Genomic DNA, 23013 nt, shown 5'->3' on the forward strand with positions numbered 1-23013 from the left:
GGGATGAGAGGGTGACGGCACGTCAGAACCCGTGCCGCATCCCGCCGTCGACCGGCACCATGATCCCCGTCAGATAGGACGCGGCCGGCGACAGCAGAAACGCCGCCACCCGCCCGAACTCCTCCGACGTCCCGTACCGCCGCAGCGGGATCCGCGACTCGTTGGCCCGCCGGGTGGCCTCCGGGTCGGCGGACAGACCGTCCAGTTCCCGCACGCGGTCCGTGTCGATGCGGGCGGGCAGGAGACCGAGGACGCGGATGCCGCGCGGTCCCAGCTCGTCGGCGAGGGACTTGGCGAAACCGGCCAGGCCGGGCCGCAGCGCGTTCGAGATCGTGAGCCCCGGGATCGGCTCGTGCACCGAGCCGGACAGCACGAACCCGATGACGCCGCCCTCCTCCAGCTCCTCGGCCGCCGCGCGCGCGAGCCGTACCGCGCCCAGGAACACCGACTCGAACGAGGCCTGCCACTGCTCGTCGGTGCTGTCGGCGACGAAGCCGGGCGGCGGTCCGCCGACGCTCACGAGGATGCCGTCGAAGCGCCCGAAGTGCTCACGCGCGGCGGCGATCAGCCGGGCGGGCGCCTCCGCATCGGCGTTGTCGACGGCCACGCCCACCGCGTTCGGGCCCAGTTCGGCCGCCGCGTCGGCGGTTCGCCGCTCGTCGCGCCCGGTGACGACCACCTTCGCGCCGTCGGCCACCAGCTCGCGCGCGGAGGCGTTGCCCAGTCCACGGGTGGCTCCGGTGACGACGTACACCCGGTCCTTCAGTCCAAGATCCATGGTCCCTATCCTGCCTCCTCGTCCCCGAACAGGGTGAGGGCGGTGTTCACCAGCCCGATGTGGCTGAAGGCCTGCGGGAAGTTGCCGAGCTGCCGGCCGGCCACCGGGTCGTACTCCTCGGCGAGCAGCCCCACGTCGTTCGCGAGCCCCACCAGACGCTCGAACAGGGTCCGGGCCTCCTTCTCGCGGCCGGTCATCTTCAACGCGTCCACTAGCCAGAACGAGCACGCCAGGAAGGCGCCCTCGTCGCCCGGGAGTCCGTCCACGGGGGTGTCGGCGGCGGTGTCGTAACGGCGTACGAAACCGTCGTGGCCGAGCGCCTCGCGGACCGCGTCGACCGTGCCGACGACCCGCGGATCGTCGGGCGGCAGGAAACCGCAGCGGGGGATGAGCAGCAGGGCCGCGTCGAGTTCCTGCGAGCCGTAGTACTGCGTGAACGTGTTGCGCACCGGGTCGTAGCCCTTCTCGCACACGTCCTTGTGCACCTCGTCCCGCAGTTCGCGCCAGCCCGACAGGTCCCCGGGAAGGTCGGCGTACTCCTCCAGGGTGCGTACGGCCCGGTCGGCGGCCACCCACACCATGACCTTGGAGTGCACGAAGTGCCGCCGGCCGCCGCGCACCTCCCACAGGCCCTCGTCGGGCTGCCGCCACTGCGCGCGCAGCCACTCCAGGAGGACGCTCTGGAGCGACCACATGTGCGGCTTGGGCGACAGACCCGCGCGCCGGGCCAGCCACAGGGAGTCCATGACCTCGCCGTAGACGTCGAGTTGGAGCTGGTTGACGGCGCCGTTGCCGATCCGTACGGGTGCCGAGGCGCCGAAGCCGGTCAGGTGCGGGAGCTCGAACTCGGGCAGCCGCCGCTCGCCCGCCACGCCGTACATGATCTGCAGGTCCGCGGGATCGCCCGCGACCGCGCGCAGCAGCCAGTCGCGCCAGGCCTCGGCCTCCTTGTGGTAGCCCGCGGCGACCAGGGCGCCGAGGGTGAGGGTGGAGTCGCGCAGCCAGCAGTAGCGGTAGTCCCAGTTGCGGACACCGCCCATCTCCTCGGGCAGCGAGGTGGTGGCCGCGGCGACGATGCCGCCGGTCGGGCGGTAGGTGAGGGCCTTCAGCGTGATCAGGGACCGCAGGACCGCGTCCCGGTAGGGGCCGTCGTAGCGGCAGCGGGCCGACCAGCGCTTCCAGTCCGCGACGCTGGTGTTCAGCGCCTCGTACGGGTCGACGAGCGGCGGGCGCGGTTCGTGCGAGGGATGCCAGGTGAGGACGAAGGCGACCTTCTCACCGGCCTCGACGGTGAACTCCGAGTGCGTGCCGAAGTCCTCGCCCCAGGTACGCACATGTGGTTCGCTGCGCAGCCACACCGAGTCGGGTCCCGCGACGGCCACCCGGTGTCCGTCGGACCTGCGCATCCACGGCACGACCGAGCCGTAGTCGAAGCGCAGCCGGAGCGTGCTGCGGACGGTGACCCTGCCGCTGAGGCCTTCCACGACGCGTACGACATCGGGGGAGACGTCGCGCTGGGGCATCAGGTCGGTGACGCGGACCGTGCCCTCGTCGGTCTCCCACTCCGTGTCCAGGACCAGGGTGCCGGGGCGGTAGGCGCGGCGGGCGCAGCGGTCCGCGCCCTTGGGGGCGATGCGCCAGTGGCCGTTCTCCTCGTCACCGAGCAGTCTGGCGAAGCAGGCCGCCGAGTCGAAGCGGGGCAGACACAGCCAGTCGACCGAGCCGTCCATGCCGATGAGGGCCGCGGTCTGTTCGTCGCCGATGAGGGCGTAGTCCTCGATACGTGGGTGCACGGGGTGCGGGTTCCCTGCCTACCGGTGGGGCAATCAAGGTCGCAGCCGCGCGGGTGACGACGGTGGGTCAGACCGACGCCGGTTCGACGGCCTCGGCCGTCTCCTCCTTGGCCGCCGCCTCCCGGCGGTCGCGGGCCTCACGGCGGGCCAGGACGACATATCCGACCGGGACGGCCGCCGCGAACAGCCACCACTGGATCATGTACGCGTAGTTCAGCGGAGCGTCTTCCTTGCCCGGGTCGGAGATCTGCTCCGGCGTGCCGCCCTTCGCCTCGGGCGCCGTCTGCTCGACATAGCCGCCGAGCACCTGGGCGTGCAGCCGCCGGGCCTGCTCCTCGCTGTTGATCAGCATGATCTGCCGGTCGGGCAGGCCCTTGATGTCCTTGATGCCGCTCGCCGCGGTCGTCTCGTCGGCCATCAGGCGCCCGGTGATGGTGGTCGTGCCGCTCGGCGGCGCGGGGATCTTCGGGAAGGCGGTCTGCGCGCCGTTCGCCGGGATCCAGCCGCGGTTGACCAGCACCACCTTGCCGTCCGTCAGCACGAACGGGGTCAGGACGTGGAAGCCGACCTCGTCGTCGTCATTGGTACGGCGCCGGACGACGACTTCCTTGGAGGTCTCGAAGGTGCCCGTCGCGGTGACGGTGCGGTACTTCTCCTTGCGGGTCACCGCGTGCCCCGGGGTGCTGATCCGCTCCACGGGGACCGGCTTGGCGTGCAGCGCGTTCGTCACCAGCTGGTTCCGGGCGCTGCGCATCTCGTAGCGGTGCATCTGCCAGATGCCCAGCCTGATCATCGTGGGGATCAGGAGGAGGGTGATCAACGCGAGGATCACCCACTGCCGGGACATCAGGAAGCGGTACACCCCACGACCGTACAACTCGGTCGTGGGGCGCATTCAGGGGGGTCTGTCCTCGGGCTGTCCTCACACCTTGTCGATGATCCCCACCTTCCCCTCCGCCCGCGCGCAGTGGCCGCCGCAGAACCAGTGGCCCTCGACCTCCACGCCCTGCCCGATGATCTGCACCCGGCAGTGTTCGCAGATCGGGGCCATGCGGTGGATCGCGCACGAGAAGCAGTCGAAGACGTGCACCGCGCCCTGCGCGTGCACCTCGAAGCTCATGCCGTAGTCATTGCCGCACACTTCACATCTCGCCATGCGCCACAGGGTGGGCCGTCCGCCCGGCACGGGCGAGCGGGCGCGGGGCGAGTCGTACGACAATCACCCGTCCGTACGGTCAGTCCGCCTGCTCGACGTCCCTGAGCAACTGTCCGAACGCCGCCTCGTCCACCACCGGCGTGCCGAACTGCCGGGCCTTGACCACCTTGGAGGTGCCCGAGTCCGGGTCGTTCGTGACGAGGAGGCTGGTCAGCCGGGACAGGCTCGTGGCGACATGCAGCCCGGCCTCCACGGCCCGGTCCTCCAGCAGCTCGCGCTCGATGGAGGTGTCCCCGGAGAACGCGATCCGCATGCCCTGCTTGAGCGGTCTGCCGTCCTGGAACCGCCCCGGGTTGGGGTAGGGGCACGCGGGCCGCTTGCGCGCGGGACGCCAACTCCCCGCGCCGTAACCGCTGTAGCCGCCCGCCTGCTGCCCGATGCGTGGCGTCGGCCGGTCCGCGGTCCACTCGGTCAGCGGCCGGCACTCGTGCAGCGGCAGCCGGACGCCGCCCCGCGCCGCCGCCCGCAGGCTCGGCCGGAACGCCTCGGCCAGCACGCGCGCGTCGTCCAGCGCGTGGTGCGCACGCTGCTGGACGACACCGAAGTGCGCGGCCAGGGACTCCAGCTTGTGGTTGGGCAGCGGAAGGGCCAGCTCCTTGGAGAGGGCGATGGTGCACAGCCGCTGACGGACCGGCGGCTCGATCGCCACGCGCGCGTACTCCCGCGCGATCATCTGCCAGTCGAAGACCGCGTTGTGCGCGACCAGCACCCGGCCCTCCAAGCGGGTCGCGAACTCCTCGGCGATGTCCTGGAAGAGGGGCGCGCCCTCCAGTACTTCACTCGTCAGCCCGTGGATCCACACCGGGCCGGGATCGCGCTCCGGGTTGACCATCGTGTACCAGTGGTCCTCGACCTCGCCGAGCGTGTCCAGGCGGTAGACGGCCGCGGAGATTATCCGGTCGTCCCGGGCCAGGCCGGTGGTCTCCACGTCAACTACCGCGTATCCCTGGGGATACGCGGCCGGCCACGGAGTGGCTGCGGACACTGCGGGCGAGTGGTCTTCGAGCATGGTCACTGAGGATACGGGCCGTCACTGACAGCCCGGTCCACGGCCTCGTCCGTCAGATGGCCCGTCCCGTCCGCCCGTTCGGGTCCGCCGAATGCGCGTGCGCGTGGCTATGGACCTTTTGCCCGCCCGGTGCAAGCGTGCTGCCCGCCTGACGGATGACGGCCTACGAAGGGCGGTACGGCGTATGGCACGCGTACGGTACGGCGCACGGACCGAGGCGGAGATCGCCGCCGCACGCACAGCGAGTTCAAAGCTTCCCGACATCTGGTCGACCGGTGTGGTGGCCGTCTGGGAGAGCGACCCGGACGCGGTCGCGGCGGTCCTGCCGCCGCCCCTGAAGCCCACCGGGCGGCCGTTGGTCCGGGTGAACATCAGCAAGGTCGAACTGCCCGGATACCCGCTGGGCGCGGGCTCGTTCGCGGTCGCCGCCGCGCACGACGGTGTCGAGGGCTGGTATCCGCTGGTGATGCCGATGACCCATGAGCGGGCCCTCACCGGCGGCCGTGAGGTCTTCGGCGAACCCAAGAAACTCGGCGAGGTGACGGTCGAACGCGTGGGCCTCGTCGTGCGTGCCTCCCTCGCCCGGCACGGCATCGCCTTCGTCGAGGTCCGCGGCGCGGTCAGCGAGGAGCTGCCCCTTCCCGGGCCGACGCAGAAGACCGACTTCTACTTCAAGTTCCTTCCCGCGGTGGACGGTTCGGGCTTCGACGCCGACCCGGCGCTCGTGCACTGCCTGCGCAACGAGAAGGTCCGCCGACTGGAACGCGTCACCGGGGACGTCGTCCTGCGCGAGTCCATGTACGACCCGGTCGCCGACCTCCCCGTACGCACTCTTGTCGACATCACCATCGGCGAGAAGACCAGCGACCAGCGCGGAAAAGTCGTCGAACGGGTCGACGCGCGGGCCCTGTTGCCATACGTCCACCAGCGCTACGACGACCCGCAGCAGGTCCATGACGGGCCCCCGGAAGGGAGCGTCTGATGGAGCTGAGGGAGGGGCAGGTCGCCGTCGTCACCGGGGCCGCGAGCGGGATCGGGCTCGCGATGGCGCGGCGGTTCGCCGCGGACGGGCTCAAGGTGGTCCTCGCCGACGTCGAGCGCGGCGCCCTCGACAAGGCCGCCGCCGATCTGCGCGCCGACGGTGCCGACGTGCACGCGTGCGTGGTCGACGTCGGCGAGCGCCAACAGGTCCTGGATCTGGCCGAGTCGGCGTACCAGGCGTACGGCGCCGTCCATGTCCTGTGCAACAACGCGGGGGTCGGCTCGGGCGCCGAGGGCCGGATGTGGGAGCACGAACCCAACGACTGGCGATGGGCGTTCGCCGTCAACGTGTGGGGCGTCTTCCACGGCATCCAGGCGTTCGTGCCGAGGATGATCAAGTCGGGTCAACCCGGTCATCTCGTCAACACGTCGTCCGGGGACGGCGGTATCGCCCCGCTGCCCACCGCCTCCGTGTACGCCGTCACCAAGGCGGCCGTCGTGACGATGACCGAGTCCCTGTACGCCCATCTGAAGGCGGAGCACGCGCGCGTGGGCGCCTCGGTGCTCTTCCCGGGACCGCACATGCTGCGCACGGGCCTGTGGGAGTCGCACCGCAACCGGCCCGACCGGTACACCAAGGAGCGCCCCCGGAAGACCCCTTACCGCAGCCTCGACCAGTGGGAGACCGCCATGAAGGAGGCGGGCAAGGAGGTCGCCTTCACGCCCGTCGAGGAGGTCGCCGACCTCGTCGTGGACGGCATCCGCGCGGACCGTTTCTGGCTGCTGCCGGAGAGCGAGCACAGCGACGGTCAGATCCGGGCCCGGGCGCAGTCGATGCTCGACCGGGCGAACCCGTCGTACCTCGAAAGCTTCATCCTGGACTGAATCCCGGACCGACTGGACCGAATCCTGGACCGAGGGGGCTGTTGTGACCGACCAGGAGCCGTACCTGATCATCTCCTCCGACTGCCATGCCGGGCTGCCCACCGAGGAGTACCGGCCCTATCTGGACGCCCGGTTCCACCGGGACTTCGACGAGTTCCTCGCCGGGCGCGACCGGCGCCGCGAGGAGATGACCCGGCTCGGCATCCGCAACGAGGCGTTCGCGACCAAGTGGTTCCACGACAACGAGGAGGGTCTGCGCGGGGGTTGGGACACCGCGCAGCGCCTCAAGGAGCTGGACGGGGACGGGGTGGCCGCCGAGGTGGTCTTCCCGGACGCGGATGCCGTGGACAGTCGGACCGCCGCGCCCTTCGGTGTCGGACTCGGCCTCTCCGGGGACCAGGACCCCGAGTTGGGGATGGCGGGCGCTCAGGCGCACAACCGCTGGCTCGCCGACTTCGTCTCCGAGCACCCCGAACGGCACTGCGGGGTGGCCCTGTTGCCGGTGACCGCCCCCACGGAGAAGGTTGTCGCGGAGATCCACCGCGCGAAGGAGTCCGGCCTCGGCGCCCTGATGATCCCCTCCATGTGGGTCGACAAGGAGCCCTACCACGACCGCCGTTACGACCCGGTGTGGGCGGCCGCCGCCGAGTGCTCGATGCCCGTACTGACCCATTCCGGGGCCGCACCCCGCCACGAGTACGGCGACCATCTGGGCATCTACGTCAGCGAGGTGACCTGGTGGCCCGCCCGGCCGCTGTGGTTCCTCCTCTGGTCCGGGGTCTTCGAACGCCACCCGGGTCTCAAGTTCGGTGTCGCGGAGTCGGGTTGCTGGTGGCTGCCGAACCAGCTGTGGTTCATGGACCGCCTCTACCTCGGCGCCCACGGTGGCAAGAAGCTGTCGCCGTTCGCGGAGTTGAAGCGCCCGCCGAGCGAGTACCTCGACCGGCAGGTCTTCATCTGCGCCACCAACACCAAGCGCCGTGAACTGGCCCAGCGCTACGAGATCGGCGTCGACAACATCCTCTGGGGCAGCGACTTCCCGCACCCGGAGGGCACCTGGCCCGACACGCGCGCGTGGCTGAAGCGCACCTTCCACGACATCCCGGTCGACGAGACCCGCCGCATGCTGGGCCTGGCGGCGGCGGACGCCTTCGGCTTCGACGTGGCGGCCCTGGAGCCGCTTGCCCGCCGGATCGGCCCGACCCCCGCCGAACTCGGCCAGCAGGACGACCAGGCGGCCGTGACGGCGTCCTGGGCGCGCTCGCGCGAGGTCGGGCGGCACTGGCTGACCGATCACGACTTCCCGGTGCTGGGGATGACGCCATGAGTCCGATGAGCCCCACGAGCGGGGACCGGTACACGGTCATCTCGGCGGACTGCCACGCGGGCGCCGATCTCCTCGACTACCGGCCCTACTTGGAGAAGCGGTACCACGACGAGTTCGACGCGTGGGCGGCCACGTACGTCAACCCGTACGAGGACCTGGTCGCCGACACGGCCGACAAGAACTGGAACTCCGAGCGGCGGATCGCGGAGCTGGAACAGGACGGGATCGTCGCCGAGGTCGTCTTCCCGAACACCATCCCGCCGTTCTTCCCGTCCGGTTCTCTCATGGCGCCCGCGCCCACGGCCGAGGAGTTCGAGCGCCGCTGGGCCGGTCTGCGCGCCCACAACCGCTGGCTGGCGGACTTCTGCGAGGCCGCGCCCGGCCGGCGGGCGGGCGTCTTCCAGATCCTCCTCAACGACGTCCAGGAGGCCGTCCAGGAGATCCGGTGGGCGGTCGCCGCGGGCCTCCGGGGCGGTCTGCTGCTGCCCGGCACCCCGCCGGGCTCGGGGCTGCCGGAGCTGTACTCGTCGACGTACGACCCGATCTGGGCCGTGTGCGCGGAACTCGGCGTCCCGGTGAACCACCACGCGGGCTCCGCAGCCCCGCCGCTCGGCGACGAACCGGCCGCCCGCGCGGTGTTCATGGTCGAGACGACCTGGTTCTCGCACCGCGCCCTGTGGCACCTGATCTTCGGCGGCGCCTTCCGCAGGCACCCGGACCTCAAGCTGGTGCTGACCGAGCAGGGCTCCGGCTGGATACCCGGGGTGCTCGACATGCTGGACTACTACCACGGGCGCCTGGTCGCGGCGGCCACGAAGGCGTCCACGGCGGAGTCCAAGTTCGGCGCAGGTCTTGCCGCGTCGATGGGCAGGGGTCCGTCGGAGGTCTGGCGTGACAACTGCTTCGTGGGCGCCAGTTTCATGCGCCCCCATGAGGTGCCGCTGCGCGACCGCATCGGCATCGAGAAGATCATGTGGGGGAGCGACTACCCGCACGACGAGGGCACTTATCCGTACTCCAGGGAGGGCCTGCGTTTCGCGTACGCGCGCGTGCCGCGTGACGAGGTCGCCGCGATGGTCGGCGGCAACGCGGCCCGTGTGTACGGCTTCGACCTCGACACCCTGGACCCGATCGCGGCGAAGGTCGGCCCCACGGTGAGCGAGATCGCGGAGCCGCTCGCCGAACCGCCGGCGGACGCCACCAGCCCGGTGTTCGCGCGGGGAGCGTCGGTACGGGTGTGGTGACGCCGGGGGTGGGATCCTCCACCCTGTGACGGAACCAACGAAGGGCGAGTCCCACGCCGAGCCCCACGGCGGCAGCCTCGGCTCCCGGCTGAACTGGCTGCGGGCCGCGGTCCTCGGCGCGAACGACGGCATCCTGTCCACCGCCGGTCTCGTCGTCGGCGTGGCCGGCGCCACCGACGACCGTTCGGCGCTGCTGACGGCCGGCCTCGCGGGACTCCTCGCCGGTTCCATGTCGATGGCGGCGGGGGAGTACGTGTCCGTCTCCACCCAGCGCGACTCGGAGAAGGCCGCCCTGGCCCTGGAGAAGCGCGAGCTGAGGGAGCAACCGGAGGCCGAACTGGAGGAGTTGACCGAACTCCTCCAGGACCGCGGCCTGTCCCGTGCCGTGGCCATGGAGGCGGCGGCCCAGCTCACGGAGCGCGATGCCCTGCGCGCCCACGCGCGCGTGGAGCTCAACATCGACCCCGACGACCTCACCAATCCCTGGCACGCGGCCTGGGCGAGCTTCCTGTCCTTCACGGCCGGCGCCCTGCTGCCCCTCCTGGCGATCGTCCTGCCTCCGCCCGACTGGCGCCTGGGCGTCACCGTCGTCTCGTCCCTGGCCGCCCTCGTCCTCACCGGCTGGAGCAGCGCGCGGCTCGGCGCGGCCGAGCCGAAGCCGGCGATGCTGCGGAACGTGGTCGGGGGCGCGCTGGCGATGGCGGTGACGTATGCGGCGGGGACGGTGCTGGGGGCGGCGGGGGTCTGACCGGTTGGCCGAGATCGCCAACAAGCAAGCGCGTACCCCCGGTAATACTTGTGGGTAACAACGTCTAGCCGTGGCCGACCTGCGGTCCTACGGTTCACCCATGCCGAACCTGCCCGATGCCGTGCTCTGGTCGATACCCGCCTTCGTGCTGCTCACCGTGATCGAGATGATCAGCGTGCGTGTCCATCCCGACGAGGACGCGGCGGGCTACGAGGTGAAAGACGCCGCGACGAGTGTCGGCATGGGGCTCGGGAGCCTCGTCTTCGACTTCCTCTGGAAGATCCCCATCGTCGCGGTCTACACGGCGATCTACGAACTCACACCGCTGCGCGTCCCCGTCCTGTGGTGGACGATCCCGCTGATGCTGCTCGGGCAGGACTTCTTCTACTACTGGTCCCACCGCGGCCACCACGTCATCCGCATCCTGTGGGCCTGTCACGTCGTCCACCACTCCAGCCGCAGGTTCAACCTCACCACGGCCCTGCGCCAGCCCTGGACGACCCTCACGGTGTGGCCCTTCTACGTCCCGCTCGTCGCCCTGGGGGTGCATCCCGCCGCGCTGGCGTTCTGCTCCTCAGTGAACCTGGTCTACCAGTTCTGGATCCACACCGAGCGGATCGACCGCATGCCCCGCTGGTTTGAGTTCGTCTTCAACACGCCGTCCCACCACCGGGTCCACCACGCCTCCCAGGGCGGCTATCTGGACCGCAACTTCGGCGGCATCCTGATCGTCTGGGACCGGCTCTTCGGGTCCTTCGTCCCGGAGGTTGAGCGGCCCGTCTATGGGTTGACGAAGAACATCAACACGTTCAACCCGGTCAAGGTCGCCACCCATGAGTACGTCGCCATCGCCAAGGACCTCAAGACGGCGACCAGTTGGCGCGAGCGGGCGGGGCGGGTGTTCCGGGGTCCGGGCTGGCAGCCGGCGGCCGCGGCGGAACCGGCCGAGGAGTCCGTGGCCGCGTGAGAGCGTCCCGGGTGCTGCTCGGTGCCTTCGTCCTCGCCACGGTCCTGGACCTCGTCTGTCTCGCCGTCGGCTTCCGCGCCGGGCATCTGGTCGCCAAGCCGCTGCTCATGCCGCTGCTCGCCGCGTTCGCCGCTCGTGCGGGCGGCCCGCGGATCCTGGTCGCCGCCCTGCTGTGCGGCTGGGGCGGCGACGTCCTGCTGCTGTCGGACGCCGACCCCGCCTTCATGGCCGGGATGGCCTCCTTCGCCGCCGGTCACATCTGCTATCTCGTCCTGTTCCGGCGCCAGGGCCCGCCACGCGCGCGTGCCGGTCTGCTCGCCGTCGGCTATGCCGTCGCCCTCGGCACCCTGGTCGTCCTGCTGTGGCCCGACCTGCCGGCCGGTCTCCGCGTCCCGGTCGCCGGCTACAGCACCCTCCTGACCGCCATGGCCTACGCCGCCGCCACCCGGCTGGGTCCGGTCGCCGGGCTCGGCGGCGCGCTCTTCATGCTCTCCGACACCCTCATCGCGACCGGCGTCGCCGACTGGCCGCAGCCGTCCGCACCCGATTTCTGGATCATGCTGACCTATGCGGCGGCACAGTTCCTGCTGGTCCGGGGCGCCCTCGATGCGCGGCCCGCACCGGCGGCGGCGTACCGTGAAGTGCGCTCGACCACCCCCTGAGCGCACCGCACCAGCAGACCAGAGACGAGAAGGATCCTCGCCATGCGCGCCACCACCATCCACGGCCCGTTCGACATGCGCGTGGAGGACGTGCCCGAGCCCTTGGTGCAGCTGCCCACCGACGCCGTGGTCCGGGTGCTGCGCGCCTGCATCTGCGGCAGCGACCTGTGGGCGTACCGCGGCGAGGCGGCCCGGCAGCCGGGGCAGCGGATCGGCCACGAGTTCCTCGGGATCGTCGAGGAGACCGGCTCCGAGGTGAACGGCGTCGGGACCGGTGACCTCGTGGTCGCGCCCTTCATGTGGTCCGACGGTGTCTGCGACTACTGCCGCGAGGGCCTCACCACGTCCTGCGTGCACGGTGGCTTCTGGGGCGCCGTGGGCCACGACGGCGGCCAGGGCGAGGCGGTCCGTGTGCCCTTCGCCGACGGCACGCTCGTACCGTTGCCGAAGGACGCGGCCTCCGACGAGCACCTGCTGTCCGCGCTGCTGACCCTGTCGGACGTCATGGGCACCGGCCACCACGCGGCCCTCGGCGCGGGCGCCCGCAAGGGTGCCACCGTCGCCGTCGTGGGCGACGGAGCGGTCGGCCTGTGCGCCGTGCTCGCCGCCAAACGCCTCGGCGCGGAGCGGATCATCGCGCTCGGCCGCCATGCCGCCCGCACGGACATCGCGCGCCGCTTCGGCGCCACCGACGTCGTCGCCGAACGCGGCGAGGCCGCCGTCGAGGCCGTCCGTGAACTCACCCGCGGCCAGGGCGCGCATTCCGTCGTCGAGGCCGTCGGCACCGAGCAGTCCATGCGGACGGCCGTCGACATCACGCGCGACGGCGGCGCGATCGGCTTCGTCGGCGTGCCGCACGGCAGCGGCACCGGCCTCGACCTCGGGATCATGTTCGACCGGAACATCGCGCTGCGCGGCGGAGTCGCGCCGGTCCGCGCGTACATCCCGGAGCTGCTGCCCGACATCCTGGACGGCACCATCGACCCCTCGCCCGTCTTCGACCTGACGGTCGGCCTGGAGGGCGTACCCGACGGCTACAAGGCGATGGACGAGCGCACCGCTCTGAAGGTGCTGGTCGTCAACGGTTGATCAATACCGGGGTCGATCAATACTGGAGTGGATCAATGCCAGCGGATCGGCACCGGCAGGGCCGTCAACAGTCCGGAGAGCACGACCACCACCCCCAGGGCGACGACCTCGGCCCGCGCGGGTGAGCAGGCGGCCAGCGGATCGGTGGCCCGCCGCAGCCGGTACCGCGCCCACAGCGCGAGTACGGCGACGGCGGCGACGAGGAGCACCTTGGCGAGCAGGGTGCGCCCGTACGCCGTCGTCGTGAGCTGGTCCAGGATCGTGCCCACCGGCATCCGGCGCAGCGAACTCCACACCCCCGTGGTGGTGATCGCGGCGAGCAGTACGGCGGCCACGCGCGCGTAGAGCCCCAACAGCGCGGCCCCCGCCTCCGTACCCCGCCACCGCACCAACGTCCGCAGCACATGCAGCAGTCCGCCCACCCACAGCGCCGCGCACGTCAGATGGACCAGGGTCAGCTCGGAGCCGACCAGCGCGCTGTGTTCGCCCGCAGGGTGCGCGCGCAACGCCTCCGCGACGACCACGGCCGCGAGGGGCCACACCTGGAGGCCGGGCCGGCGCGACCGGGCACACAGGGCCGCCACGGCGAACGCGTTGACCTCCAGGAGCGCCAACTTGCCGTCGCGGGACTGATAGAGGCCGCCGACGTCGATCTGGTCGAGACTGTGCGGCACCAGATTGCCCGTCGCCACGACCGACGCGAGACCCAGCGCGGCGACGAAACCGGCACCGGCCGCGTACAGGGCCCAGCTACGGGGGCCGTTCGGGGGAGCGCCGGGCACGGTACGCGCCAGCCGGTTCACGAACAGCTCGCCCAGCGGGATACACAGCGCCCCGAACAGCACCGCCCGCAGCAGCGCGATGCCGCCGACACCGGGCGCGGCGGCCTCCCCGGTGCCGTGCAGCGCGGCGGACGGGCCGAGCAGCGGGATCAACGCGGCGAGCACCACCAGGGCCAGCACGGCGACGGCCCGGCGCGGACCGGGGCGCCGCCCGGAGCCGCTGGTGCCGGCCGCTTCGACAGTCGGTCGTATCAAGGTCACCCCAAGATCTTCACCAGCCGTAACATAACCGGGCAAGTGCAGCAAAACAACTGGCGGAACGGCATTCCGCTCATAGGTACGTTTCCGGCCGACCCCCGCATCAAGCCCAACGAGCCGGGTCCGTGCCCCAACGACCCGGCGGGCGCGCCCAGTTCGCGGGGCCGCCGACGAAGGAGACCGGCGACAGGGCGTGCCGCAGCCGCCCGACACCGCTGTCCGTCTCACCCAGCCAGGCATCCGGCCGGTTGTACGCCGTCCCGCTCCGCTCACTCCCGTACGCCGCTCCGCCCGTCGCTCCCCGCTCGGCCCCGCCCGCCGTCAGCCAGGCCGCGGTCCGCGCGAGCGCCAACCGCAGGACGAGGCCGCCACCCCGCTCCGCCTGTTCCGTCAGCGCGCGCAGCACCGCGGCCGCCAGCAGATACCCGGTTCCGTGGTCGAGGGCCTGCGCGGGCAGCGCGCCGGGCCGCTCCGGCGTCCCTTCGACCGCCGCGATCCCGGTGGCGACCTGCACCAGACTGTCGAACCCGCGCCGGTCGCCCCACGGCCCGTACGCGCCCCACGCCGACAACTGCGCCACGACCAGCCCGGACCGGCGGCCGATCAGCGCCTCGGGGGAGAGGCCGAACCGGTCCAGTGCGCCCGGCCGGTACCCGGTGACGACCACGTCCGCCCGCGCGAGCAACTCCTCGAAGCTCCGCCGGTCCGCGGCCAGGCCGAGGTCCAGCCGGGTCGACCGCTTCCCGAAACCGGTGTCCGCGTGCGCGTCCGGGTCCTCCGGCAACCGCGGCGCGTCCACCCGCAGCACGTCCGCGCCCAGCAGTGCGAGCGTGCGGGTGGCGACCGGGCCCGCGATGACCCGGGTCAGATCGAGCACCCGCAGCCCGGCGGCGGGCAGCAACGGACCGCCGTCGAGCGGCGGCAGCACACGCGCGCGTGCGCCGTCGAGCCACTCCCGCTCGACCAACGGCCGCCCGGCCACCGCGATCCCTTGCGCATGCGCCGCCCACTCCCGCGCCGACCGCAGCGCGACCGCGAGACCCCCGGCGCCGTACACCGTGCTCTCGACATCCAGGGCGGACCGCTCGGCGAGCACGCCCGCCACGTCCTCCACGGAGGCGTCCCCCGGCAGCCTCAGCGCGCCCAGCAGCCGCTCCCGGTGGTGCGGGTAGTTCGCGTGCGTGCGGACCCAGCCGTCGGCCGTCCGCCAGAACCGTGACAGCGGTGCGAAGCTGACCGGCGCTCGCCCGTCGATCAACAGATGCCGCTCGCTGACGAACGCCGTAGCGACGGCTCCGTCGTCCACCCGCACCCCGGGCACCTCCGCCGGCCCGGCTCGCCGGGCCCCCAACTCGGCGGCGGCCAGCGCGCACACTCCCACGCAGGCCCGGGCCAACTCCCTTACGGGAAGCCGCGCTTCGAGCGCCCCCTGGCGCGCGACGGTCGAGACCCGCGAGACCAGGGCGGGATCGCCGCCCAGTGCGGCCCATGCGATGTTGATGTCAGTCATGACTGCACTATGCAGTATTGATTCAATCAATATTGTGGGGGTGGCGATGCGGACATGAACGGGCCGGGCGGAGTTCCGCCCGGCCCGGAGCAGGTGTCCGCTACTTGACCGCCCGCAGCGCGTTGACGATGCCGAACCCGTAGAAACCGTTGACGCGTTTGCCGCCGACGCAGGTCGCGTCCACGATGCCGTCGCCGTTGGTGTCGTACGGGGCGGTCGGGCAGCCCGGGTTGTCCGCCTCGGCCTTCAGCAGCGCCTGCAACTGGGCCGGACCGGCATGCGGGTGCGTGGACTTGAGGAGCGCGGCCACGGCGGCGACGTGCGGGGTCGCCATCGAGGTGCCCTGGAGGAAGCCGTACGTGTTGTTCGGCAGCGTGGACAGGATGCGGCCGTTCTTCGACGGGGTCTCCGGGATCTGCAGGGAGTCACCGCCCGGCGCCGACACGTCGATCACGCCGTTGCCGTAGCTGGAGAAGTACGACTTGGCCTTCTGGACGCCGACCGAGCTGACCGTGACGACACCGGGCAACTGGGTCGGTACGTCGAAGCACTCGTGCGGGTCGACCGTCCGGGGCACCGGCTTCGAGTCGTCGGGACTGGAGACGTCGGCCAGGGCGTGCGAGTCGAGGTCGTCGTTGGAGTTGCCGGCCGCGGCGACATTGAGCGTGCCCCTGCTCTGGGCGTACAACTGGGCCCTGTTGACCGCATCGACGATGGCACGTTGATCGGGGTCGTCCATGCAGTTGTACAGCCAAGGATCAACGTAGTAGCTGTTGTTGGTGATCTCCACGCCGTGATCCGCGGCGAACACGAAGGCGCAGACCACGCTCTCCGGGTAGAAGAGCTGGGTCGAATCCGGCTCGGCCACCGTGATCCCGGCGACCTTCACACCCGGCGCGACGCCCGCCACACCGATGCCGTTGCGGGCGGCGGCGATCTCACCCGCGACATGCGTGCCGTGGAGGTGAGTGGAGTCCACGGGACGCCAGGAGCCGTACGTCGTGTCCGCCTTGCCGCCCACGCAGTTCGCGGACTGCGAGGGGGAGAAGTTCGGGGCGATGTCCGGGTGGGTGTCGTCGACGCCGACGTCGATGACGGCGACCGTCACGCTCTTGCTGCCCGGGTTGATCTTCGAGGCCTTGTCCGCGCCGATCGCGGGCAGGTCCCACTGGTCGGCTTCGAGCGGCTCGCTGTCACCGGCGGACGCGGAGGCCTTCGCCGTCCGCGCGGCCTGCTCCTTGGACAGGTACTGCACCGCACCCTCTTTCGTCGTCGAGGCGAGGCTCAGCGGCGCCGTACGCGTGGCGCCCGCCGACTGGACCCCGTGCACCGCGCGGATCTGTGCGCCGAAGGCCGGGTTCGCCGAGTGCACGACGATCACGCCGATCTTCTCGTACGTCACCACGATGGTGCCGCCGGCCGCATTGATCGCCTTCTTGACCGAGTTGATCGTCCGGTGGTCCAGTCGAGTGTTGACCACATAAGCAAGGTTGGGCGCGTCGGCGGCCTGCGCGGTGGTCTCCGTGGAGGGGACCGCCGAGGCCGCCGACGGGAGGAAACCGAGCGAGGCGGTCAGCGACAGCACGACCGGTACGGCGAGGGCGAGCCGGCGTCTGGGGCGCAGATGAGCCATGGGATCTCCACATCATCCGGAAACGAAACGGCCCGAGACGTGGTGCGTTCGGGCAGGTACATGACGAGTGGTGCAGGCCGAAGTTATCTCCCGCGACGGTCGCCCAGCAATGACTTCCCCAAGGCGAGTCCTGAAAGAAGTCAAAGGAGTTGAACCGGTTCACGCGTGGCGCCGTGACCTTGGGCAGGAAGCGCCAGCAGGATCGGGGACCCCCGTCGATTGTCGCGCAGGGGATTCGGTCGATCACTCCTGGTGGCGTGATCCGTAGGTCTGTGAGGTCGCAACCAGCATGTCCGCAACGCGAGGAGACACCGTGGCCACCGAGACACCACCCCCCTCGAAAGCCGAACGCACACTCCCCAGTACCGAGGAGTTCGAACAGGTCCAGGAGAGCGCGGAGTTCGCCGAACTGCGGCACGCACACCGCTCCTTCGCCTTCCCGCTGACCGTCGCCTTCATCGTCTGGTACCTGCTGTACGTCCTGCTGTCGAACTACGCGGACGGCTTCATGGACACCAAGGTCGTCGGCAACATCAACGTCGCCCTGGTGCTGGGCCTCGCCCAGTTCCTCACCACGTTCCTCATCGCCTGGTGGTACGCGCGGTACTCCGCCGCGAAGCTCGACCCCAAGGCCGAGGCCATCAAGTCCCGGATGGAGGGCGGCGCATGAGCCCCGCGATCACCCTGGCCGCCGGCGAGGCGAGCCAGCACCGCCCGCTGATCATCACCCTGTTCGCGGTCTTCGTCGCCGCGACGCTCGTCATCACCGTCTGGGCCGGCCGCCAGACCAAGGACGCCGCCGACTTCTACGCGGGCGGCCGCCAGTTCACCGCCTTCCAGAACGGCCTCGCCGTCTCCGGCGACTACATGTCCGCCGCGTCCTTCCTCGGCATCGCGGGCGCCATCGCCCTCTTCGGCTACGACGGCTTCCTGTACTCCATCGGCTTCCTGGTCGCCTGGCTGGTCGCCCTGCTCCTGGTGGCGGAACCGCTGCGCAACTCGGGCCGCTACACGATGGGCGACGTCCTCGCGTACCGCATGCGCCAGCGCCCGGTCCGTACCGCGGCCGGCACCTCCACCATCGTGGTGTCGATCTTCTACCTGCTGGCCCAGATGGCCGGCGCGGGAGTCCTGGTCTCCCTGCTCCTCGGCATCACCAGCGACGCCGGCAAGATCGGCATCGTCGCCCTGGTCGGCGTCCTGATGATCGTGTACGTCACCATCGGCGGCATGAAGGGCACCACCTGGGTCCAGATGGTCAAGGCCTGCCTGCTCATCGCCGGCGCCCTGCTGCTGACCTTCCTGGTGCTGCTGAAGTTCGACTTCAACATCTCCGACCTGCTCGGCAAGGCCGCCGACAACAGCGGCAAGGGCTCCGCCTTCCTGGAACCCGGCCTCAAGTACGGCGCCACCGGCACGACCAAGCTGGACTTCATCTCCCTGGGCATCGCCCTGGTTCTCGGCACCGCCGGCCTGCCGCACATCCTGATCCGCTTCTACACGGTGCCCACCGCCAAGGCCGCCCGTAAGTCGGTCAACTGGGCGATCGGCCTGATCGGCGCCTTCTACCTGATGACCCTCGCCCTCGGCTTCGGCGCCGCGGCACTGATCAAACCCGACGAGATCATCGCCTCCAACAAGGCGGGCAACACGGCAGCCCCCCTCCTGGCCCTGCATCTGGGCGGCGTCGACTCCAACTGGGGCGCCATCCTCCTGGCCAGCATCTCGGCCGTCGCCTTCGCCACGATCCTCGCGGTCGTCGCCGGCCTGACCCTGGCCTCGTCCTCCTCGTTCGCCCACGACATCTACGCGAACGTCATCAAGCGGGGACAGGCGACGGAGAAACAGGAGATGTCCGCAGCCCGGTACGCCACGGTCGGCATCGGCGCCGTCTCCATCCTCCTCGGAGCCCTCGCCCGCGACCTGAACGTCGCAGGACTGGTCGCCCTGGCCTTCGCGGTCGCCGCCTCCGCCAACCTTCCGACGATCCTCTACAGCCTCTTCTGGAAGCGCTTCACCACCTCCGGAGCCCTGTGGTCGATCTACGGCGGCCTGGTCACGGCGGTCGGTCTGGTCCTGTTCTCGCCGGTCGTCTCCGGCAAACCGACCTCGATGTTCCCTGACGTCGACTTCCACTGGTTCCCCCTGGAGAACCCCGGCATCATCTCCATCCCCGTCGGCTTCCTGCTGGGCTGGCTCGGCACGATCCTCTCCAAGGAGGAGCCGGACACCGGCAAGTACGCGGAGCTGGAGGTACGGTCCCTGACCGGCACCGGAGCCCACTGAGCCCCCACGTCGACGGCCGCGTCGTAGATCCCTACGACGCGGCCCCGTCGTACCTCGTGGGATCGGGCCGGTCTCGTTGTCAGAGGTGTCGCGTAGGCTCGACGGTGTCGGAAAACATGCGATCCAAATCGAGGGAGGGGGCCCACGTGCTCATCGACACCTATGGCCGAGTGGCCACCGACCTGAGGGTTTCGCTGACCGACCGGTGCAATCTCCGGTGTACGTACTGCATGCCCGAAGAGGGCTTGCAGTGGCTGGCCAAACCCGACCTCCTCACGGACGACGAGATCGTCCGCCTGATCGACATCGCGGTCACCTCCCTCGGTATCGAGGAGGTCCGCTTCACCGGTGGCGAGCCCCTGCTGCGCCCCGGCCTGGTCGGCATCGTCGAGCGGGTCGCGGCCCTGGAGCCCCGCCCCCAGATGTCCGTCACGACCAACGGCATCGGCCTCAAGCGCACGGCGGCCGCCCTGAAGAAGGCGGGCCTGGACCGGGTCAACGTCTCCCTGGACACCCTGCGCCCCGACGTCTTCAAGGCATTGACCCGCCGTGACCGCCACCAGGACGTCCTCGCGGGCCTCGAAGCCGCCCGCGAAGCGGACCTGACCCCGGTCAAGGTCAACTCGGTGCTGATGCCGGGACTCAACGCCGACGAGGCCCCGGACCTGCTCGCCTGGGCCGTCGAGCACGACTACGAACTGCGCTTCATCGAGCAGATGCCCCTGGACGCCCAGCACGGCTGGAAGCGCGACGGCATGGTCACGGCGGGCGACATCCTCGCCTCCCTCCGCACCCGCTTCGAGCTGACCCCCGAAGGCTCCGACGAGCGTGGCTCGGCCCCCGCCGAGCGCTGGATCGTGGACGGCGGCCCGCACCGCGTGGGCGTCATCGCCTCCGTCACCCGCCCGTTCTGCGCAGCCTGCGACCGCACCCGCCTCACCGCGGACGGCCAGATACGCAACTGCCTCTTCGCCCGCGAGGAAACCAGCCTCCGTGCCGCCCTGCGCTCCGACGCCCCCGACGAGGAGATCGCCCGCATCTGGCGCCTGGCGATGTGGGGCAAGAAGGCGGGCTCGGGCCTGGACGACCCGTCGTTCCTGCAGCCGGACCGCCCGATGTCGGCGATCGGCGGCTAGGAGCCTTCAGGCGCTTCCCAGTCCTCGAACTTGACGACGTCCTTCAGGAAGCCCCGCACACCGAGGAACTGGGACAGATGCTCGCGATGCTCCTCGCACGCGAGCCACGTCTTGCGCCGCTCCGGCGTATGGATCTTCGGGTTGTTCCACGCGAGGATCCACACGGCGTCCGCGCGGCAGCCCTTCGCGGAGCAGATCGGTGTCTCGTCACTCACGGGAACTCATGGATTTCGTCTCACAGATGCGCTGAAAAGGCGACGCCGAGCAGCCACGGGGGGAGCTGCCCGGCGTCGGTCTGTCGCTCCGACGGGGGATGCGGAGCGCGTACGAAGTATGTCACGGGGAACCGCTCGCCCGGCACCGGAACAACATGATTGATCTGAGCTTTTCTTGAGCTTGGCGCGGACCCGACTGTCGAATATGACACGTCCGCCATGGTCACGACCGGTCGTACGGTTCGCCTCCCGCACCGGGCGTCGGCTCGGGCACGACCTCTTCCGCGACGGGTTCCGTGAACGCCCCGTCGGACCGCGGCGGGGTGATCATCGGCCGCAGCGGAGTGGTGACGAAGGTCGACGGGAGCCCCGGCGCGTTCTCCCGCCCGGCGTTCGCGATCACCACGGCGACATAGGGAAGAAGCATGCCGACCACCAACGCGACGATCGCGACGTGCCGTTCGACGTTCCACAGCGCGCAGGCGAGGATCACCGACACCGTACGGATCGACATCGAGATGACATACCGGCGCTGGCGACCGCGGACATCCTCCGCGAGTCCCGTCCGGGCTCCGGTGATCCGGAACACCTGGGCGTTGCCTTCGCTGTGCGGCTTCCGCATCACATTCCACCATCCGCCCGCATCGGACTCTCCCCGGCCCGCGCACCCGTTCGCACCCGATCCGGGATCCGGGCCCCGACACGTCCTACGTTACGCCGCGCCTGCGCCGCCTTCGAGACCGGGGCACCTCCGGCCTGGGCGAGCGATCTGCGCCGTAGCACGTACGGCCGTACCCGACATGCGCCGTACCGCGACCGGACCCACACTTGGCGTAATGCTCACGTCGAGCCGTACTAGGAGGCAGCCATGGGCTGGTTGTGGGCCATCATCGTGGGATTCGTGCTGGGCCTGATCGCGAAGGCGATCATCCCGGGCAAGCAGCACAGTCCGCTCTGGCTGACCACCATCTGCGGCATTCTCGGCGCCATCGTGGGCAACGCGATCGCCCGAGCGGCCGGCGTCGACGCGACCAGCGGTATCGACTGGAGCCGCCACGCGTTCCAGCTCGTCGCAGCGGTCATCATCGTCTTCGTGGTCGACATGGCGTACATGGCGACCCTCGGCAGGAACAAACGGCGAGTCTGACAGCCGTACGGCGAAGGGGGCGGCCTCCCGAACCGGGAAACCGCCCCCTTCGTCATGCGCTCACGCGCCCGTGACCTCCACGGCCGCCAGATTCTTCTTGCCCCGGCGCAGCACCAGCCACCGCCCGTGCAGCAGGTCCGACTTCGCCGGTACGGCGTCCTCGGCGGCGACCTTCACGTTGTTCACGTAGGCCCCGCCCTCCTTCACGGTCCGGCGGGCGGCGGACTTGCTCGCCACCAGCCCCACCTCGGCGAACAGGTCGACGACGAGGCCGAGTTCGGCGACCTGGACGTGCGGCACCTCGGAGAGGGACGCGGCCAGCGTCTTCTCGTCCAGCTCCGCCAGCTCACCCTGCCCGAAGAGGGCCCTGGACGCGGCGGTCACCGCGGCCGTCTGCTCGGCGCCGTGCACCAGCGTCGTCAGCTCCTCGGCGAGCGCGCGCTGCGCGGCGCGGGCCTGGGGGCGTTCCTCGGTCTGCTTCTCCAACTCCTCAAGCTCCTCACGGGACTTGAAGGACAGGATGCGCATGTACGTGGAGATGTCCCGGTCATCGGTGTTCAGCCAGAACTGGTAGAACGCGTACGGCGTGGTCATCTCCGGGTCGAGCCAGATGGCGGTGCCTTCGGACTTGCTGAACTTCGTGCCGTCCGCCTTGGTCATCAGCGGTGTGGCGATCGCGTGCACCGTGGCGTCCGGCTCCAGGCGGTGGATCAGGTCCAGGCCCGCCGTGAGGTTGCCCCACTGGTCGCTGCCGCCCTGCTGGAGCGTGCAGCCGTACCTCCGGTAGAGCTGGAGGAAGTCCATGCCCTGGAGGATCTGGTAGCTGAACTCCGTGTAGCTGATGCCCTGGTCGGACTCCAGACGCCTGGCGACGGAGTCCTTGGTCAGCATCTTGTTGACGCGGAAGTGCTTGCCGATGTCCCGGAGGAACTCGATCGCTGAGAGGTTCGCCGTCCAGTCGAGGTTGTTGACCATGACCGCCGCGTTCTCGCCCTCGAAGGACAGGAACGGCTCGATCTGGCGGCGCAGCTTCTGGACCCAGCCGGCGACGGTCTCCGGGTCGTTCAACGTGCGCTCCGCCGTCGGGCGGGGGTCGCCGATCTGGCCCGTGGCCCCGCCGACCAGCGCCAGCGGCCGGTGCCCGGCCTGCTGGAGCCGGCGCACGGTGAGCACCTGCACCAGGTGTCCCAGATGGAGCGACGGCGCGGTCGGGTCGAAACCGCAATAGAACGTGACGGGACCGTCCGCGAGCGCCTTGCGCAAAGCATCTTCGTCGGTGGACAGGGCGAACAGGCCCCGCCACTTCAGCTCGTCGACGATGTCCGTCACGGTTCTCGTATCTCCTTG

Annotated in this window: 23 protein-coding genes; 12 read left to right on the forward strand and 11 right to left on the reverse strand. The window is 70.4% G+C overall.

Annotated features, from left to right (window positions below; translation table 11 throughout):
* Positions 1–22: 22 nt before the first annotated feature.
* The 5 genes from AB0M63_RS31335 to AB0M63_RS31355 form a co-directional block, all read right to left on the reverse strand.
* Positions 23–778: an SDR family oxidoreductase gene (locus AB0M63_RS31335; protein ID WP_366021780.1), complete on the reverse strand. Its 756-nt coding sequence runs from the start codon at positions 776–778 to the stop codon at positions 23–25.
* 5 nt (positions 779–783) lie between these two features.
* Entirely contained in the window at positions 784–2571 is a 1788-nt protein-coding gene (locus AB0M63_RS31340) for a glycoside hydrolase family 15 protein (protein ID WP_355922581.1), read from the reverse strand.
* A gap of 67 nt (positions 2572–2638) precedes the next feature.
* Positions 2639–3466: an SURF1 family protein gene (locus tag AB0M63_RS31345; RefSeq protein ID WP_355922578.1), complete on the reverse strand. Its 828-nt coding sequence runs from the start codon at positions 3464–3466 to the stop codon at positions 2639–2641.
* Positions 3467–3493: 27 nt separating this feature from the next.
* A complete protein-coding gene (locus AB0M63_RS31350) occupies positions 3494–3727 on the reverse strand; it encodes a hypothetical protein (protein ID WP_078532401.1) in 234 nt (77 codons plus the stop codon).
* A 79-nt stretch (positions 3728–3806) separates the two neighbouring features.
* Positions 3807–4796 carry a DEDDh family exonuclease gene (locus AB0M63_RS31355; protein WP_366021781.1) on the reverse strand — a complete coding sequence of 330 codons (990 nt, stop codon included), beginning with the start codon at positions 4794–4796 and terminating at the stop codon, positions 3807–3809.
* A gap of 184 nt (positions 4797–4980) precedes the next feature.
* On the opposite strand from AB0M63_RS31355, the gene AB0M63_RS31360 reads away from it, so the two are divergent.
* The 8 genes from AB0M63_RS31360 to AB0M63_RS31395 all read left to right on the forward strand — a co-directional run bounded on the left by AB0M63_RS31360 (position 4981) and on the right by AB0M63_RS31395 (position 12699).
* Entirely contained in the window at positions 4981–5778 is a 798-nt protein-coding gene (locus tag AB0M63_RS31360) for an acetoacetate decarboxylase family protein (protein WP_366021782.1), read from the forward strand.
* Entirely contained in the window at positions 5778–6662 is an 885-nt protein-coding gene (locus tag AB0M63_RS31365) for an SDR family NAD(P)-dependent oxidoreductase (protein WP_366021783.1), read from the forward strand. The genes AB0M63_RS31360 and AB0M63_RS31365 overlap by 1 nt, the downstream gene beginning before the upstream one ends.
* A gap of 43 nt (positions 6663–6705) precedes the next feature.
* Positions 6706–7989, forward strand: a complete 1284-nt coding sequence (locus AB0M63_RS31370; RefSeq protein ID WP_366021784.1) for an amidohydrolase family protein — start codon at positions 6706–6708, stop codon at positions 7987–7989.
* A complete protein-coding gene (locus tag AB0M63_RS31375) occupies positions 7986–9233 on the forward strand; it encodes an amidohydrolase family protein (RefSeq protein WP_366021785.1) in 1248 nt (415 codons plus the stop codon). The genes AB0M63_RS31370 and AB0M63_RS31375 overlap by 4 nt, the downstream gene beginning before the upstream one ends.
* A gap of 25 nt (positions 9234–9258) precedes the next feature.
* Positions 9259–9981 carry a VIT family protein gene (locus AB0M63_RS31380; RefSeq protein ID WP_355922559.1) on the forward strand — a complete coding sequence of 241 codons (723 nt, stop codon included), beginning with the start codon at positions 9259–9261 and terminating at the stop codon, positions 9979–9981.
* A gap of 100 nt (positions 9982–10081) precedes the next feature.
* Complete coding sequence (locus AB0M63_RS31385) at positions 10082–10948, forward strand: sterol desaturase family protein (RefSeq protein ID WP_366021786.1); 867 nt, start codon at positions 10082–10084, stop codon at positions 10946–10948.
* The gene (locus AB0M63_RS31390; RefSeq protein WP_366021787.1) at positions 10945–11610 is read left to right on the forward strand and encodes a lysoplasmalogenase; all 666 of its coding nucleotides are present in this window, start codon (positions 10945–10947) and stop codon (positions 11608–11610) included. The genes AB0M63_RS31385 and AB0M63_RS31390 overlap by 4 nt, the downstream gene beginning before the upstream one ends.
* 42 nt (positions 11611–11652) lie before the next feature.
* A complete protein-coding gene (locus AB0M63_RS31395) occupies positions 11653–12699 on the forward strand; it encodes a zinc-dependent alcohol dehydrogenase family protein (RefSeq protein WP_366021788.1) in 1047 nt (348 codons plus the stop codon).
* 32 nt (positions 12700–12731) lie between these two features.
* Here the strand turns inward: AB0M63_RS31395 and AB0M63_RS31400 are convergent, their stop codons facing one another.
* The 3 genes from AB0M63_RS31400 to AB0M63_RS31410 form a co-directional block, all read right to left on the reverse strand.
* On the reverse strand, positions 12732–13742 hold the full coding sequence (locus AB0M63_RS31400) for a CopD family protein (protein ID WP_366021789.1): 1011 nt from the start codon (positions 13740–13742) through the stop codon (positions 12732–12734).
* Between the two features lie 100 nt (positions 13743–13842).
* On the reverse strand, positions 13843–15249 hold the full coding sequence (locus tag AB0M63_RS31405; protein WP_366021790.1) for a CoA transferase: 1407 nt from the start codon (positions 15247–15249) through the stop codon (positions 13843–13845).
* 100 nt (positions 15250–15349) lie between these two features.
* A complete protein-coding gene (locus AB0M63_RS31410) occupies positions 15350–16882 on the reverse strand; it encodes a S8 family serine peptidase (protein ID WP_366021791.1) in 1533 nt (510 codons plus the stop codon).
* 313 nt (positions 16883–17195) lie between these two features.
* On the opposite strand from AB0M63_RS31410, the gene AB0M63_RS31415 reads away from it, so the two are divergent.
* The 3 genes from AB0M63_RS31415 to moaA all read left to right on the forward strand — a co-directional run bounded on the left by AB0M63_RS31415 (position 17196) and on the right by moaA (position 20304).
* The gene (locus AB0M63_RS31415) at positions 17196–17552 is read left to right on the forward strand and encodes a DUF485 domain-containing protein (RefSeq protein ID WP_355922538.1); all 357 of its coding nucleotides are present in this window, start codon (positions 17196–17198) and stop codon (positions 17550–17552) included.
* Positions 17549–19168 carry a cation acetate symporter gene (locus AB0M63_RS31420; RefSeq protein WP_355922535.1) on the forward strand — a complete coding sequence of 540 codons (1620 nt, stop codon included), beginning with the start codon at positions 17549–17551 and terminating at the stop codon, positions 19166–19168. The genes AB0M63_RS31415 and AB0M63_RS31420 overlap by 4 nt, the downstream gene beginning before the upstream one ends.
* A 146-nt stretch (positions 19169–19314) precedes the next feature.
* Positions 19315–20304 carry a GTP 3',8-cyclase MoaA gene (moaA, locus tag AB0M63_RS31425; protein WP_355922532.1) on the forward strand — a complete coding sequence of 330 codons (990 nt, stop codon included), beginning with the start codon at positions 19315–19317 and terminating at the stop codon, positions 20302–20304.
* Here the strand turns inward: moaA and AB0M63_RS31430 are convergent.
* Both AB0M63_RS31430 and AB0M63_RS31435 read right to left on the reverse strand, forming a co-directional pair.
* A complete protein-coding gene (locus AB0M63_RS31430) occupies positions 20301–20519 on the reverse strand; it encodes a hypothetical protein (RefSeq protein ID WP_366021792.1) in 219 nt (72 codons plus the stop codon). The genes moaA and AB0M63_RS31430 overlap by 4 nt on opposite strands.
* A gap of 223 nt (positions 20520–20742) precedes the next feature.
* Positions 20743–21141, reverse strand: a complete 399-nt coding sequence (locus tag AB0M63_RS31435) for a DUF3099 domain-containing protein (RefSeq protein ID WP_355922526.1) — start codon at positions 21139–21141, stop codon at positions 20743–20745.
* A 246-nt stretch (positions 21142–21387) separates the two neighbouring features.
* On the opposite strand from AB0M63_RS31435, the gene AB0M63_RS31440 reads away from it, so the two are divergent.
* The gene (locus tag AB0M63_RS31440) at positions 21388–21666 is read left to right on the forward strand and encodes a GlsB/YeaQ/YmgE family stress response membrane protein (RefSeq protein ID WP_355922523.1); all 279 of its coding nucleotides are present in this window, start codon (positions 21388–21390) and stop codon (positions 21664–21666) included.
* Between the two features lie 60 nt (positions 21667–21726).
* On the opposite strand, the gene tyrS is transcribed toward AB0M63_RS31440, so the two are convergent.
* On the reverse strand, positions 21727–22995 hold the full coding sequence (gene tyrS, locus AB0M63_RS31445; RefSeq protein ID WP_366021793.1) for a tyrosine--tRNA ligase: 1269 nt from the start codon (positions 22993–22995) through the stop codon (positions 21727–21729).
* Positions 22996–23013 lie beyond the last annotated feature (18 nt).

Origin of the sequence: Streptomyces sp. NPDC051576 (genome assembly GCF_040681835.1) — a bacterium.
Taxonomy (GTDB): Bacteria; Actinomycetota; Actinomycetes; order Streptomycetales; family Streptomycetaceae; genus Streptomyces.